The sequence below is a fragment of the Corynebacterium sp. KPL2895 genome, assembly GCF_040225815.1.
Taxonomy (GTDB): Bacteria; Actinomycetota; Actinomycetes; order Mycobacteriales; family Mycobacteriaceae; genus Corynebacterium; species Corynebacterium rhinophilum.
Map to the genome: position 1 here is coordinate 63,965 of NZ_JBEHFY010000003.1, position 15,338 is coordinate 79,302.

Consider the following 15,338-nt stretch of genomic DNA (forward strand, 5'->3'; position numbering starts at 1 on the left):
TGCATACAAGATAGTTTAAGCGTCAACCTATTCCCAATTCTGGGGCTGGAGTGTCTTAGACTGGAAGGCATGCAGCGTTGGGTCTTACACATCGATATGGATGCGTTTTTTGCCTCCGTCGAGCAAATGACCCGACCGACTTTGCAGGGCCGGCCGGTGCTCGTCGGTGGGGTCGGCGGCCGCGGGGTCGTCGCCGGGGCATCCTATGAGGCGCGCGAATACGGTGCGCACTCGGCGATGCCGATGTATCGCGCCCAACAATTGGTGGGCCTGCGCGCGGTGGTGGTAAGCCCGCGCCGGGCGGTGTATTCGGCGGCCTCGCGCCGGGTATTTGAGATCATCTCCCAGCACGTGGAGGTGATTGAGCAGCTCTCCATCGATGAAGCCTTTATGGAGCCAGAGGCATTGGTGGGTGCGACGGCGGACGAGGTGCAACAGTGGGCGGATGGCCTGCGCGCGCTCATCCGAGAGGAAACGGGCCTGCCGTGCTCCATCGGGGCGGGCTCCGGCAAGCAATTTGCCAAGATTGGCTCCGGTGAAGCCAAGCCCGATGGCACCTATGTCATCCCAGCGGAAAAGCAGCTGGAGATGCTGCATCCGCTCCCGGTGGGAAAGCTGTGGGGTGTGGGGCCTGTCACGGAGGCCAAGCTCAAGGGCATCGGCGTGGAGACCATCGGTGCGCTGGCCGCCATGACCCAAAAGGAGGTGGAAATCTCCATCGGCAGCGTCGTCGGCGTGCAGCTGTGGCAGCTCGCGCAAGGCATTGACGATAGGGAAGTGGCACCGCGCGCGATATCCAAACAGATTTCCACGGAGCACACCTACCCCAAGGACCTGCTCACGGTTGCCGATGTCGATGCGGCAATTACCCGCGCGGCCGAGGGCGCACACCGCCGCCTGCTCAAGGATGGCCGCGGGGCGCGCACGGTGACGGTAAAGCTGCGGATGGCAGACTTCCATATCGAATCGCGCTCGACCACCCTGGCCTATGCCACCGATGACCTGGAGGTATTGACCGCAGCCGCCTTCAAGCTGGCGCGCTACCCGGATGAATTGGGCCCCATCCGCTTGGTGGGGGTGAGCTATTCCGGCCTGGAAGCCGCGCGCCAAGACGTGCTATTTCCGGAGCTCGACCGCGAAATCGTGCGGCCCGTGCTGCCGGATAGTGACTATGAAACGGGCGTGAGCGATGACTCCCCGCCACCGGCGCCGACCACCGTGGTGGTCGAAGACGATGTGGAGGATCAGTGGCACGCCACCCAGGACGTCTACCACCCGGAATTTGGCCACGGTTGGATCCAAGGCACCGGGCACGGGGTGGTCAGCGTGCGTTTTGAAACACGTGCCACCGGACCCGGCCGCACGAAATCCTTTGCCGCCAGCGACCCCGATTTGGTGCCAGCCGATCCGCTCGATTCCTTAGACTGGCACGACTGGCTGGAAACCCAAGATTAGATAGCAACATAGCGCTTGGGGTCAGGGTTTTGCCGGAATACCTCGGCGGGGTCCGTGCCGGTGGCCAGCGCCGCGGCCAATAAGATGCGCGCCTGGCTGGGGCGGAAGGCCCACGCGTTGATCGCGCCCAGGCTATGCAGGTTCGCCCCGCCGCCGTCGCCGCCATAGGATAACGCGGTTTCCCCATACGGGGTGCGGGTGGAAATGACGACGGGGAGGCCGTCGCAGAGGGCATCGGCAACCGCGCGGCCCATGTCCCCACTCATATTGCCCGCGCCCATGGCCTCAATGACGAGGCCGACGGCGGAAGTGCGGGCGGCATCGACAAGCACGCGCCCCGCACCCGGGTAGGCAGGGATGATTTCTACTGGGTGCGGCGCTAAGGGGCGCGGCTGCAGCCGCGGGGTGGTATCCGGTACCCGAAGGGACTCAAAAGCGCGTAGGTCAGAGGTGTGCTGCTTGCGGGCCCCGCGCGCCGGGATGGTCATGCCGCCAAAACAGATGAAGACGCCGGGCCGCCCGCTAAGGGCGAGCTCGCGCGCATCGCGGAGATTGCGCGGGCCATCCGGGTGCGGGTGATCGTAGGAGCGCTGCGCGCCGGTGAGCACGATGGGCGTATTGCTTGCGCAAAAAATCTCCAGCGCCATCGCCGTCTCTTCCATCGAATCAGTGCCATGGGTAATGATGACGCCGTCAATGTCTGCGCGGGCGGTCTGCTCGTTGACCACCGCAATGAGCTCATCGAGGTCTGCGAGCGTAATAGAAGAGGAATCAAGCTGGCGAAATTCCACCACTTCGGCGTCAATATCGGCCGCGAGCTGCGCGCCGGTGACGGTGGGAACGAGGGAACCATCCTGCATCGTGGTGCAGGCAATCGTGCCGCCGGTGGCGATGAGGGCGAGATGAGTCATGCATTCCATAATCCATAATAAAAGAAGACGCGCCGAGGCGGCAGGCGCGAACCAGAACAGCTGGGGCAAATGTAAACTGATGGGAGTTTATATCCCAGACGTGAGGAGTGAGAAGTGAAATTCCGCAAATTTGGTGCCGCGTGCCTCGCATTGAGCGCGGCGGCCGCCCTGTCCGCCTGCTCTTCTGATGACGAGCAAGAAGATACCACCAAGAACAGTGAATCCAGCGAATCCGCGTCCGCTGACGGCGATTCCGCGGCCCCCGCGCTGCCGTCCGCCGCTGACTTGAACGCCATCCTGGCAAAGGCCACGGACCCGGCGGCATCGCAGGAAGAAAAGACCGCCACGGTAGAAGGCGGCGAATCCGCCCCAGAGATCTTTGACACCATGGCGCGCTCCAAGGAAGAATCCGGCGCGGAATTTGCGGTCGTGGATCCCGTCCTGCCCGGCTATGACCCGCAATCCGTGCTGACCACGGTGAATTTCACCACCGCCGATGGCCAGGAGCAGACCGCGGACCAGGTGGAATTCATTTATCAGGATGGCACCTGGAAGCTGTCGAAGACCTGGGCCTGCACGCTGATTCAAAACACGGTGCCGCCTGAGCAGGTTCCGGAGATGTGTGCCGATACCGGTGCGGGCGCGCTGCCTGCCGATGAAGGCGACGCTGCCCCTGCCCAGGGCGATGCCCCCGCAGCCGGCGCAGAGCAGGCGCCTGCCGAGGCCCCCGTAGAGGCCCCCGCCGAGTAAATCCTGTTACTCAGAAAACGCCAGCTCCGTCAGGCTTGATTGCACGACGCGCAGGTCTGAATCGGCGGTGCCGTAGGTTACCTTCGTATCGAAGGACACGTCACCGCCCACGGGGAGCGGCTTGGTCAGATCCACCGTGACGTTGCCCGAGGAATTGGTAGAAGAATCCAGCACGTCGAGTTCCTTATCCTCCAACTCCGTGCCCGCGGCCTGACCTTCGAAGGATAAAGCGCCCAGGGTGGGGCGTTGTTCCACCTCGACGGATAGCGTGACGCGGTCACCATCGATGGACTTGACCGTATAGCGTGTCGTTTGCAGGAGCGTGGATTCCCCCGTGACGCGCGAATCCACCGTCCACGTCGCGCCGGTGCCCACCTCTTCCTCTGGGAAGACGATGGGCAGCGCGGTCAGCTTCATGATGGCCTGTTCGACGGTGCCGCGCGCCTCATCGCTCGCGTCCTGCGGGGCGGCCAAGCGCAGGGAATTCATCTGGCCATTATCTTGACCGCGCCAGCCGAATTGGAACCCAGACGCAGAAGAGATATCGGTATCGCCGGAATAATCCGGATCCCCCGCGGTGACAAACGCGTTGCGCGAGGCCGGCAATTGATCCTCGACGTCCTCGGTGGCTTTATCCACGGACGCCGAAAGCGGCAGGGTAGTGGTCGCCTTATCCACATCGGCGGCCTGGAAATCAGCGGCGGCGGATTTATTCAGCAAGTCCTGCGAAAATCCCTCCGTGGCGCGATACGTTACCTCCTGCGAGGAGTCGATGTCGTGATATTCCAGCAGTTTCTTCTCACCAGTTCCGGCATCTTCGACGGTCAGGCGAGGGGCATCGATAGTCAGGCCGACCGGCTGCTCCACTGCAGGGCCGGGGGTCTCATAAGAACAGGCGCTTAGCGCTACGGCGACGGCGGAAAGGGCTGTAAAAACTTTGACTCGAAACACGCTTACCAAAATACCGGACACTCCAGATTAGAATGATGTGGGTGAGCCAAAAACGAAGGAGTAAGACAGGACTTATCGCCGCGTTGGTCATCGCCGTGGCGGTTGTGGATCAAGCCGTAAAACAACTCATGCTTACCGTCCTGACGGAGGGCGAGCCGCATTATTTCATCGGGGACTGGTTCAGGTTTAACCTGCTCTTTAACCCCGGCGCGGCGTTTTCCATCGGTGGCGAGGGATCGACCTGGCTGTTTACCACCATTCAATTGGCGTTCGTCTTAGGCGTTGCCATCGTCGCCCCGCGCATCCACAATACGGGCCAAGCGCTGGGGCTGGCGCTCATTGCCGGTGGGGCATTGGGCAATTTTGCAGACCGCATCTTCCGCGACCCAGGCTTTTGGTTCGGTCACGTCGTGGACTATATCTCGGTCGGCTCGTTCGCGGTCTTTAATATCGCAGATGCGGCGATTACCTGCGGCGTCGTCATCTTCATCGGCGCCATGCTAATTGCGGAACGGAGGGCGGAAAATGAATAGGCAATTGCGCAGTTTCCCCATTCCAGAAGGCTTGGAGGGCATGCGTGCCGATGCCGCGCTTGCCAAGCTCCTCGGCCTCTCCCGCTCGGCTACTGCCCAGCTGTGTGCCGAGGGCGGGGTCACCGTGGATTCGCAGGAGCTGGGTAAATCCGAGCGCCTGGCATCCGGCCAGGTGGTCTCGGTGCTGCTTCCGGAGCCGGAAAAGCCCCTGCTGCCGCGCGAGGAGCTGGTGGAGGGCATGGACGTTTTATATAGCGATGCCGATATCATCTGCGTGCACAAACCCGTGGGCGTCGCTGCGCACCCGAGCGTGGGCTGGGATGGGCCGACGGTCATCGGCGGGCTGCGCGCGGCAGGGTACAACGTGGCCTCGCTTGGCCCCACCGAGCGGCAGGGCATCGTCCACCGCCTGGACGTGGGCACATCCGGGGTCATGGTAGTGGCCTCTTCCGGGCGCGCCTACTCGGCGCTCAAGCAGGCATTTAAGTCCCGCACCGTGAAAAAGACCTATCACGCGGTGGTTCAGGGCCTGCCCGATCCGATCGAAGGCACCATCGATGCTCCCATCGGCAGGCACCCGAAATCGGGCTGGAAATTCGCAGTGCTTGACGATGGCAAGGCCGCGGTCACCCACTACCGCCTCATCGAGGCCTTTCGCGAGGCCAGCCTCATCGAGGTGCACTTGGAAACCGGCCGCACCCACCAGATCCGCGTCCACATGTCCGCCACCGGGCATCCCTGCGTCGGCGATCCCATGTACGGCTCGAATCCGCAGCTTTCTGCCCGCCTGGGCTTGGAGCGCCAGTGGCTGCATGCGGTGCAGCTAGGCTTTACCCACCCCGGCACCGGGAAGTGGTTCGAGGCCCGCGCGCCCTACCCCGATGACCTGCAGCATGCCCTGGAGCGACTGCAGGGATGAGGAAGTTTTATTGGCGCCGCCTAGCGGCACTGGTGCTGGTGCTGGTGGCGGGCGTGGTGGCTCTGGTGCTTTTTGGCACGCTGGGCACGCAGGCATCCACGCGTGTGCAAGGCGACCAGCTGGGCCCGGACGGGGAATCGCGCGCGGAGTATATTGAGCGCGTTAATTCCATGGACATCGATCCGGATGCCGCCACGTATGCACTGGTCACCTTCGATACCGAGCTGCCCCCTGTCGCCGTCGCCGCCGCGCTGACTGATATTCCGCGCATGGACGCCATCCTGATGGGCTCGACCGCGCCTATCGCGGTGCCGGAGCCTGTTGCCGGCGAGGACCGCGCCGCGGTGATTAACCGCACCTTCGACCGCATCGGTGCCTCCTACGGCCAGCGCCCCAGCGCCGTCAGCGCCGCCGTGGTGTGGGGGACGGGCGCCCAGCTTGCCGATGTCGCCTCCCTCCCCGCCGTCGCCGCCGTCGAGCCCGCGCCTGCCGATGCCGCCTGGGGTAGTTTCGCCGTGCGCCCACCCAGCTAAATTTGCCATCCTGAACGCTTCGCCGCGCGGGGTGCGGGGTGCAGGCTTAGCATGGGGGGCATGGAACACATTCGGGCATATATTGCGGCTTTAAACTCGGCGATGGATATCCTCGCCGAGGCCGCTGATATGCCCGCCTCCGAGCTGACCGCCGCCGGCATGCCGGATGCCGCCGCCGCGTCGATAGCCCACCTCTCTCAGATCTATTTCGGGCCGACCAGTTTCACGCGCCGCCAGCGTCGGGCGGTCGAGGGAGCGCGGCGCAATGGGCATTCGCTGCCGACGTTGGAGGTCATCGAAAAGCACGCCCGCCGCGCGCCCACCCAAGCCCGCGCCTAGGCCCTGCGCGCGGAGCTTACCCAGGTATCCGCCGATACCCAGGCGATGGACAAGCTCGCCCGCAAGAAGGTGCGCGCGCTGCGCCCGCCGCGCGAGCCTAAACCAGGGGTGAGGCTGCGCCGCCGCGCCGCGGGCAAACCATGGACGCTAACGATTACAGGTAGCTCCAGCCTCGTCGCGGAGCTGCATAACCAAGCAGGCACGCTTGCCGATGTCGCCGCCCTCTTCCACTCCGGCGCCTCCATCTCCACTGTGCGCACCAACGTGGTAATCCCGCTGGATAAGTTGAGCGCCATCGCGCAGGGCGATAAAGACGTCACGGTCACCATGACCAACGGAGCGCAAATTAGCGGCGCCGAGCTGGCCCAGCGCGCAATGGCGGAGGAAGGCTTTATCACTCTTCTCCACCCCGTGGAGGGGCCGGTGAACCTGTACCGCATGCAGCGCGGGGCAACGTGGAAGCAATTTATGATGGCCGCCGCCGAAAACCCCGTCTGCCCGGCGCGCGGGTGCCACCGCCCAGCCGATGAGTGCCAAGTCCACCACATTTATAGCTGGGCCGGCGGCGGGTGGACCAATGCCAAGAACCTCACCGTCGCGTGCCCGCATCACAACGGCCGCAATGACGACGACCGCGCCGCCCGTCCCCGCAATGGCCGCTTCGAACGCGTGCACAGCGGCGTGCGGTGGATTAAACCCTGGCAGCCGCCACCGCCGGACCTCGTCGATACCGGACCCAGTTAGCTCACAACGTTGAGCCGGGCCCCAACCCTCAGCGGCGACTTTCCCGCCCGCGAATTCCTAAGCGCCGAGCTCATCCACAGCGCATTTCTGCGCCCCGTTGCCGCGCGCTTTTGCACACCCCTCTTCCACACCGCTAACTTTTGCGTGCCGTTTTCTCGCGCCGTGCACTACTGCGCGCGGCTCACGCACCGTCTTTCGCGCTGCGAATTTCTGCGCGCAGGTTTACCTGCGCCGCGCACTCTTGCGCGGCGCGTTGTGGCGAACGCGGATGAGATCTGCAATGTAGATGCTGACTGCTACGCCGATGATGCCGAAGCCAATCCACCGGTGTGTGGAGAAGTGCTCTTGGGTGACAAAGAGTGCCCACAGCATCTGCATGATGGGGGTGAGGTATTGGAGCATGCCGATCGTCGACAAGCGCAGCGTCTGCGCGCCCTGGGCAAAGCACAATAGTGGCAGCGCGGTAATAAGGCCGGCGCTGATTAAGAGCAGCATGTGTGGCGTGCCTTCCGTGACGAAGGTGCCTCGGCCTGCCTGTTCAATCCACACGATATAGGCAATGGCAACGGGGGAGACCACCAAAGACTCTGCCGCGACCGAGACCGCCGCCGATACCCGCACCTGTTTCTTGATAAGCCCGTAGATGCCAAACGATGCCGCCAACAACAGCGAGATATACGGCGCCTGTCCGGTAAAGAAGGTCAGATACAGCACCGCGATTGCCGCCACGGCGACGGCGGTCGCCTGCCATGGGCGCAGCTGCTCCTTTAAGAGGATCATGCCGAGCGCCACCGATACCAGGGGATTGATGAAATATCCTAAAGCGGCATCGGCTACGTGATCGGTATTAATCGCCAGCACATAGGTCCCCCAATTGACCGTGATGAATACGCCCCCGGCGGCAAGCCAGCCCCATGTGCGCTTGGACAAGCGCACCATTTCGCGCCAGCCGCCGTTGCAGATTAAAAATGCCGTGACGATAACCGCGGTCCACAACACGCGGTGGGCGAGGATTTCCAGCGGCGTGGCCGGCAGCAGGAGCGGGAAGAACGCGGGGAAAAATCCCCACATGATGTATGCGGCAAGCGTGTAGATCATCCCCGCATAATATCGTCATCTTGACCGCCCCGCTAAGATGACCGCATGGCCAAAAATTCCTCCTTCGTCCACCTGCATAACCATACCGAGTTCTCCATGCTGGACGGCATGGCCAAGGTCGATATGTTGGCTGATGAGGCGGTCAAGCAAAACATGCCCGCCGTGGGCATGACAGACCACGGCAATATGTATGGATCCGATGCCTTTTACAAGCGCATGACCAGCGCCGGGGTGAAACCCATCATCGGCATCGAGGCCTACATGGCCCCGGAATCGCGCTTTAATAAAAAACGCGTGTTGTGGGGCACTCCGGATCAAAAGCGCGACGATGTCTCCGCCTCGGGTGCGTATTTGCACCAGACGATGATCGCGGAAAACGCCACCGGGCTGCGCAACCTGTTCACGTTGTCCTCGCTCGCCTCCTACGAAGGCCAGCTGGGCAAGTGGCCGCGCATGGATGCGGAGCTCATCGCTGAGCATGCTGATGGCATCATCGCCACCACCGGCTGCCCATCCGGCGATGTACAGACCCGCCTGCGCCTCGGTCAATTCAATGAGGCCCTCGAGGCCGCGGCCATGTGGCAAGACATCTATGGCAAGGACAACTTCTTCTTGGAGTTGATGGACCATGGGCTGGACATCGAAAAGCGCACGCGCGATGGGTTGCTCGAAATCGGCCGCAAGCTGGACCTGCCGCCGCTGGTGACCAATGACTGCCACTACGTGCTGGAATCCCAGGCGCCGGCGCACGAGGCCATGCTGTGCGTGCAGACCGGTAAGACGTTTATGGACCCAGACCGCTTCAAGTTCGGCGGTACCGGCTACTACATCAAGTCCGCCGCGCAGATGCGCGATACCTGGGACGACCTGATTCCGGATGGCTGCGATAACACCCTGTGGATTGCCGAGCGCGTGCAGGACTACAGCGAGGTGTGGGAGGAACACACCCACGACCGCATGCCCATTGCCGATGTCCCCGAGGGCCACACGCCCACCTCCTGGCTGACCCACGAGGTGATGGAGGGGCTGCAGCGGCGGTTCCCCGGGCGCGAGGTGCCGGAGGACTACATTGAGCGCGCCAAGTACGAGATTTCCGTGATTGAGATGAAGGGCTACCCGTCCTACTTCCTCATCGTGGCGGAGCTTATTAAGTACGCGCGTTCTGTAGGCATCCGTGTGGGGCCCGGCCGTGGTTCTGCGGCGGGCGCGCTCGTGGCCTACGCGCTGACCATTACCAATATTGATCCGCTGGAACACGACCTGCTCTTCGAGCGCTTTTTGAACCCCGAGCGCCCGTCCGCCCCCGATATCGATATCGACTTCGACGATCGCCGCCGCGGCGAGATGATTACCTACGCCGCCGAGCGCTGGGGAGAGGATAAGGTAGCCCAGGTCATTACCTTCGGCACGGTGAAAACCAAGCAGGCCATTAAGGACTCCGCCAAGGTGCACTTTGGCCAGCCCGGCTTCCAGATGGCCGACCGCATCAACGGCGCGCTGCCCCCGGCGATTATGGCGAAGGATATTCCGCTGCGGGGCATTACTGACCCCGACCACGAGCGCTATTCCGAGGCCGCCGAGGTCCGCCAGATGGTGGAAACCGACCCGGATGTGAAAAAGATTTATGACACCGCGCGCGGTTTGGAAGGCGTCGTCCGCCAGGCCGGCGTGCACGCCTGCGCGGTGATTATGGCTTCCGTGCGGTTGATGGACCACATCCCGATGTGGAAGCGGCCTGCCGATGGCGCCTATATCACCGGCTGGGATTACCCCGCCTGCGAGGCCATTGGCCTGCTGAAGATGGACTTTTTGGGCCTGCGCAACCTCACCGTTATTGGCGATGCCATCGAAAACATTAAGCGCAACCGCGGCGAAGAAGTGCAGCTCGAGCAGCTGCATGCCGATGACCCCAAGGTCTCCAAGGTCTATGACCTGCTCTCGCGCGGGGATACCTTGGGCGTGTTCCAGCTGGACTCCGGCGGTATGCAGGAGCTGCTCAAGCGCATGAAGCCTACCGGCTTCAAAGACATCGTGGCCTCCTTGGCCCTGTACCGCCCCGGCCCGATGGGCGTGAATGCTCACTGGGACTACGCCGACCGCAAGAACGGGCGTAAGGAAATCACCCCGATTCACCCTGAGCTCGAAGAGCCGCTGAAGGAAATCCTGGATGAGACGTATGGTCTCATCGTTTACCAGGAGCAGATCATGCGTATCTCGCAGAAGGTGGCGAACTACACCGCCGGTGAGGCAGACGGCTTCCGTAAGGCGATGGGTAAGAAAAAGCCCGAGGTCCTAGCCCAGCAATACGATAAATTTTGGGGTGGCATGCAAGAAAATGGCTACTCTAAATCCGCCATGGATGCCCTGTGGGGGACCATCGAGCCCTTCGCGTCGTACGCGTTTAACAAGTCCCACGCCGCGGGCTACGGGTTGGTCTCGTTCTGGACGGCCTACCTCAAGGCCTATTACGCACCGGAATACATGGCAGCGCTGTTGACCTCTGTGGGCGATAAGAAGGATAAGTCCGCCATCTACCTGTCGGATTGCCGCCACTTGGGCATTAACGTTTTGCCGCCCTCGGTCAATGAATCCGAAGAGGACTTCCAGGCTGTGGGCGAGGATATTCGCTTCGGCATGGGCGCTATCCGCAATGTGGGCTCGGAAGTCGTCGAATCCATCATTGCTTCGCGCAAGGCAAAGGGGGCGTTTACGTCCTTTAGTGATTACCTTGACAAGATCGATTTGGCAGCGTGTTCCAAACGCGTGACCGAGGCGCTGATTAAGGCCGGTGCCTTTGATGATTTCCAGCAGCCGCGCAAGGGCCTCATGCTGATTCACGAGGACGCCGTCGATGCCGTGCAGACCACCAAGAAGGCGGCGGATAAGGGGCAATTCGACCTCTTTGCCGGCTTTGGCGGTGGCGACGATGCCTCCTCGGAGGGCGCCTTTGCCATTGATGTGCCGGACGATTCATGGGATCGCAAGCACGAGTTGGCGCTAGAACGAGAGATGCTGGGGCTCTACGTCTCTGGCCACCCACTCGACGGGTTCGAAGAGGCCCTGGCTGCACAGACCAATACGCCGTTGACCAAGATCCTCAACGATGAGGTGCACAATGGGCAGGAACTCATCATCGGCGGCATCATTTCCGGTGTGGACCGCCGCTTTTCTAAGCGCGATGGTTCCCCGTGGGCGATTGTCACGGTAGAAGACCACAACGGCGCGCAGGTAGAGATCTTGGTCTTTAACAAGGTCTACTCGCTGGCAGCGCCGCATATTGTGGAAGACAACATCATCTTAGCGCGCGTCAACGTGAAGGTGCGCGATGAGCGCCGGTCGCTGTTTTGTTCCGATATTCGCGTTCCCGAGCTGGGGCCAGGCGGTGGCGCGAGCCTGCCACTGCGCCTGACCATGCGTACAGACCAGTGCACGATGGAAAATATCGCCCGACTCAAGCAGGTCTTGGTTAAAAATCACGGTGAGTCCGATGTCTACCTTGAGCTTGTCGAGGGCGACCAATCCACCACCATGGTCCTCGGTGAGCACCTCCGCGTGGAACGATCCGGCAACCTCATGGGAGACCTGAAGGCCACGATGGGCGCAGGTATTTTGGGATAGAAACTCCTCCTGCACCTTTTACATACACTGTTACCGCAGTCCAGGGAAAGCAATATCGCTGCACCTGCGGTGACAGCAGAAAACGCCCGCTTCTGTTTCAGAAGTTGGCGTGCCGTCCATGGGTCGGATTTGTGAAAGCGCACAAGTTCCCGCGCGGTCACCGCTGGCAATGTAGTACAAGAAGAGCAGGCAGGCGGTGGCTGGGGAGCTGATCGCGCGCCCCAAATGCCACCGCTTTAATACCGAAATCTACGGAAGTAGCTGACGGACCGGTTCTGGAAGCATCTTATAGAATTGATCGGCTACCTGCGGCATGAAGTGTAGAACACCGCTCAACATGGCGCCGAGGGCAATGACGCCAGCGATGATTCCAACGCCCTTCGCGATGCTGCTGGAGCCGTCTCCCGGCAGCCATGCCCCGGGGGCATCGTCAGGAACGTCGCCGTCTTCATCGGAGGCGTTGTCGCCTTCGTCCTCGGAGCCGCCTACGAGATCGGCGACAGAGAAGACCGTGGTGGTCCCGGACACCTCGTTGCCGGCGATAAGGAGGGCATCGTCGGTAGGAGAGTCTTCCTTGCTAACGAATGCTAGCCCCTCGGGGCCCAAGTCGCCGGCCAACCTGGTGGCGGCGGCATTGTCCTCGTTATAGTCCACGGCGAAATCGCGGTTATTGCTATAGGTGACGAACTCGGCATGAGCGGGGTCGGTGACGTCATAGACAAAGATGCCGCCCACGCGCTCCATACCGATGAAGGCATAGGTTCGGTCACCAACTGTTCCAATCGTCAGAGCTTCCGGTTCGGGGCCTTTATTATTGGAGCGATCGTCAAAGTCGGGATCCTCATTATCGGCATTGAAGTTAAGTCCCTCGATGTCCTTGGTGATTTCCTCGAAGTCGGAGCCGGAATCGAAGACGACGTTGCCCTCGGCATCGTAAATGCTAAAGGAGCGGGACCCGTAGGAATACAGGCCATCGAAGCAGCCCTTTTCCTCGTTCCATCCAGAGGCATTACTCAACTTTAGGTTGCCGGCGTATTTCTTGTCCTCGATGCCTTCTGGCAGGTCGACAGAATCACAGATCTGGCCCTCTTCAACAAGATCTTTCAGCTTGACCTCATCGGTATAGCCGCCCCATTCGCGGGCATCGCCCTCATTAGCGGTGGCGAAGTAGGTCTCGCCGTTGGTCTGGAAGGCGCCAATCGAATCCGGCATGGACAGGCCATGCACAGGGATCGTACGCAGCTTTGCCGCGCCGTCCTTATTGGAGGGATCAATGGGGACATCTGAGTGGTCCGCGATGTGGGCGGGCAACACCTTGTCTAAGGTGGCGGAGGCAATATCGACCACTGCGATAGCGTTATTTTCTTGCAAGGTGACATACGCCTTGCCATCGGCGGAGGAAATATACTCCGGCTCAAAGTCAAGCGAAGGCTTGTTGTGGTGGTTTTCTGGGCCGAAGACGCGAATGGACGGGTCAAGTTCTGCATCTGCGCCATCGAAGGCGCGGAAATCGGCGGTGCGAACATCGGCAACAGAGGGGGCCGCAACGCCGTCTGGCAGGGAAATGACGGACACGGTTCCTTCTGGGTCTTTTGCGTATTCGGTACCGTCGGAGTTGAGCTCATCGGAGGGCTCACCCTCATTCGCGGTCAAGGCATAGGCACCGTCTTTGGTGATGTGCACGTTATCTGGCAGCGCGCCGAGCGGCACGCGGCCAAGCTCTTCGGCGGAAGTAACATCGAAAATCAAGGCTTCGCCGTTTTCGGTCTTGTCTGCCTGCTGCACGGCGGCGACGGCGAGGCCATCGGGACGCACCGCCACGGAGTTGATCTCCTTATCGCCGCCGGCGGAGACCTCAGCAACCTTATTAGGATTGGTGGGGTCGGAGGCGTCCAGTATATCCACCTTGCCCGATTGCGCATTCACCGTGAGAATACGCTGGGAGGCGGCGTGGTAGGCCACGATTTCCGCTGCTGATTTGCCGATCACCCCGGCCTCATAGGAGCCGATGGGGCTTAGCCTTACCGCAGCATTGTCGGCGGAGTGTTCTACAACATTATCGACGATATGGGACCTGACCCCCATTTGGTGGACACCTGATATCCAGCCCAGTCGAGCTGGCAAGATTGGTAATCTACCACCATGTCCAGGTACTGAGAACAGTTCAAACGCGATGCCGTAGCCCTCTATGAGAACAATGAGGACCTCTCGCTGAACAAAGCATCAGCAGAGCTCGGTATCAATCGAGCCTCGCTACATGCTTGGGTCAAAAAGTACGGCACCGGCAAACGTGCCCGCATAAAAGCAGTGCATGATAAAGCCCAAGCGGCGAATGATTCTGCGCGAATCCGCCAGCTGGAAAAGGAAGTCTCTAAGCTGCGCGAAGAACGCGATATCCTGCGTAAGGCCGCGAAATATTTTGCTTAAAGCAACTCACTGGTGATCCGCTTCCAGTTTGTCGATGACCACCGAACCGAATACTCGGCTTATGCGGATGTGCCACGTTTTAAAGCTGAATCGTTCCTCGTTTTACAAGTGGGTGAGCACCCGCAAAAAGCGCAGGTTAAAGATATATTCTGACGGTCTTATTGGTGCAAGGATCACAACCATCTTCGATGATGAGCATGGTCTTTATGGGGCTAAACGCATCGCCGCAAGCCTTAAGGAAGACCTGGCGTATACCCCGGTCAATCACAAGAAGGTTGCACGCATCATGAAAACCATGGGACTAAAAGGCTTTAGCAAACGGCGTCGATGCATCACCACCCGGCGCAAGCCTGGTCACCGTGTCATGCCGGATTTACTAGGCCGTACATTCACCGCCAACGAGCCGAATCGTGTGTATGTCGGCGACATTACATACCTGCCGTGTAAGGGCGGCAAGAACATGTATTTGGCCACAGTCAGTGACACTTACTCACGGAAACTTGCAGGTTATGCACTCGCAGACCACATGCGTGTCTCACTGGTCATCGATGCCCTAGCCCACGCACACGACGTGCGCGGCAGTCTTGACGGGGCTATTTTCCATTCTGATCACGGCAGTGTGTACACCTCACAAACCTTTAGGAACTACTGCTCGTCGTTAGGTGTCCGCCAGTCCATGGGAGCGGTGGGAACTAGTGCCGATAATGCCCTGGCAGAGTCATTTAACGCCACCTTAAAACGTGAAGTGCTACGTGATCGGAAAGTCTTTGACAACCCAATTACCTGTCGCCAAGAGGTCTTCCGGTGGTGCATGCGCTATAACACGCGCCGGCGGCACTCCTGGTGCAATCTCGTAGCGCCTGATGTCTTTGAAACCAAGTCTTCGGCTATACTGACCACAGCAGCATAGCTAGCCCCCGATGTGTCCACTTTTCGGGGGTCGGGCCCATACGCGTTGGCAGCAGGGGCGCAGCTGAGCACAAGGCAGGCGGCCATGCCGATGGAGGTGCGCTTAAACATAGAGAGAGTCCTTTCTTGTGGAGCACTCCATTATCTCGAT

Annotated in this window: 12 protein-coding genes and 1 pseudogene; 9 read left to right on the forward strand and 4 right to left on the reverse strand. The window is 60.8% G+C overall.

The window, feature by feature from the left end; genetic code table 11:
- Positions 1–69: 69 nt before the first annotated feature.
- Positions 70–1,455, forward strand: a complete 1,386-nt coding sequence (locus ABRP95_RS02045) for a DNA polymerase IV (RefSeq protein WP_284851958.1) — start codon at positions 70–72, stop codon at positions 1,453–1,455.
- On the opposite strand, the gene ABRP95_RS02050 is transcribed toward ABRP95_RS02045, so the two are convergent.
- The gene (locus tag ABRP95_RS02050; protein WP_284851959.1) at positions 1,452–2,366 is read right to left on the reverse strand and encodes an asparaginase; all 915 of its coding nucleotides are present in this window, start codon (positions 2,364–2,366) and stop codon (positions 1,452–1,454) included. The two genes, ABRP95_RS02045 and ABRP95_RS02050, sit on opposite strands and share 4 nt — an antisense overlap.
- A 114-nt stretch (positions 2,367–2,480) precedes the next feature.
- Between ABRP95_RS02050 and ABRP95_RS02055 the strand changes: the two genes are divergently transcribed.
- Positions 2,481–3,116, forward strand: coding sequence for a WKL family lipoprotein (locus ABRP95_RS02055; protein WP_284769530.1), 636 nt, complete (start codon positions 2,481–2,483; stop codon positions 3,114–3,116).
- Between the two features lie 6 nt (positions 3,117–3,122).
- Here ABRP95_RS02055 and ABRP95_RS02060 read toward each other — a convergent pair whose 3' ends face one another.
- Positions 3,123–4,067: a hypothetical protein gene (locus ABRP95_RS02060; RefSeq protein ID WP_349838870.1), complete on the reverse strand. Its 945-nt coding sequence runs from the start codon at positions 4,065–4,067 to the stop codon at positions 3,123–3,125.
- Between the two features lie 32 nt (positions 4,068–4,099).
- Between ABRP95_RS02060 and lspA the strand changes: the two genes are divergently transcribed.
- The 5 genes from lspA to ABRP95_RS02085 are packed head-to-tail and all read left to right on the forward strand — an operon-like array spanning position 4,100 to position 7,135.
- The gene (gene lspA, locus ABRP95_RS02065) at positions 4,100–4,600 is read left to right on the forward strand and encodes a signal peptidase II (RefSeq protein ID WP_349838871.1); all 501 of its coding nucleotides are present in this window, start codon (positions 4,100–4,102) and stop codon (positions 4,598–4,600) included.
- On the forward strand, positions 4,593–5,519 hold the full coding sequence (locus ABRP95_RS02070) for an RluA family pseudouridine synthase (RefSeq protein ID WP_284769533.1): 927 nt from the start codon (positions 4,593–4,595) through the stop codon (positions 5,517–5,519). The genes lspA and ABRP95_RS02070 overlap by 8 nt, the downstream gene beginning before the upstream one ends.
- The gene (locus ABRP95_RS02075; protein WP_349838872.1) at positions 5,516–6,052 is read left to right on the forward strand and encodes a hypothetical protein; all 537 of its coding nucleotides are present in this window, start codon (positions 5,516–5,518) and stop codon (positions 6,050–6,052) included. Before ABRP95_RS02070 ends, ABRP95_RS02075 begins: the two co-directional genes overlap by 4 nt.
- 60 nt (positions 6,053–6,112) lie before the next feature.
- Entirely contained in the window at positions 6,113–6,391 is a 279-nt protein-coding gene (locus ABRP95_RS02080) for a hypothetical protein (protein ID WP_284853319.1), read from the forward strand.
- Between the two features lie 45 nt (positions 6,392–6,436).
- Entirely contained in the window at positions 6,437–7,135 is a 699-nt protein-coding gene (locus ABRP95_RS02085; protein ID WP_349838873.1) for an HNH endonuclease signature motif containing protein, read from the forward strand.
- A gap of 222 nt (positions 7,136–7,357) precedes the next feature.
- Here ABRP95_RS02085 and rarD read toward each other — a convergent pair whose 3' ends face one another.
- On the reverse strand, positions 7,358–8,233 hold the full coding sequence (rarD, locus tag ABRP95_RS02090; protein WP_284795993.1) for an EamA family transporter RarD: 876 nt from the start codon (positions 8,231–8,233) through the stop codon (positions 7,358–7,360).
- A gap of 45 nt (positions 8,234–8,278) precedes the next feature.
- Between rarD and dnaE the strand changes: the two genes are divergently transcribed.
- Positions 8,279–11,851, forward strand: a complete 3,573-nt coding sequence (gene dnaE, locus ABRP95_RS02095) for a DNA polymerase III subunit alpha (protein ID WP_349838874.1) — start codon at positions 8,279–8,281, stop codon at positions 11,849–11,851.
- Between the two features lie 249 nt (positions 11,852–12,100).
- Here dnaE and ABRP95_RS02100 read toward each other — a convergent pair whose 3' ends face one another.
- Positions 12,101–13,936, reverse strand: coding sequence for a choice-of-anchor I family protein (locus tag ABRP95_RS02100; RefSeq protein ID WP_502880345.1), 1,836 nt, complete (start codon positions 13,934–13,936; stop codon positions 12,101–12,103).
- Between the two features lie 72 nt (positions 13,937–14,008).
- Here ABRP95_RS02100 and ABRP95_RS02105 point away from each other — a divergent pair.
- Positions 14,009–15,188, forward strand: a pseudogene (locus ABRP95_RS02105) (IS3 family transposase); the annotation flags it as partial.
- Between the last annotated feature and the right edge of the window lie 150 nt (positions 15,189–15,338).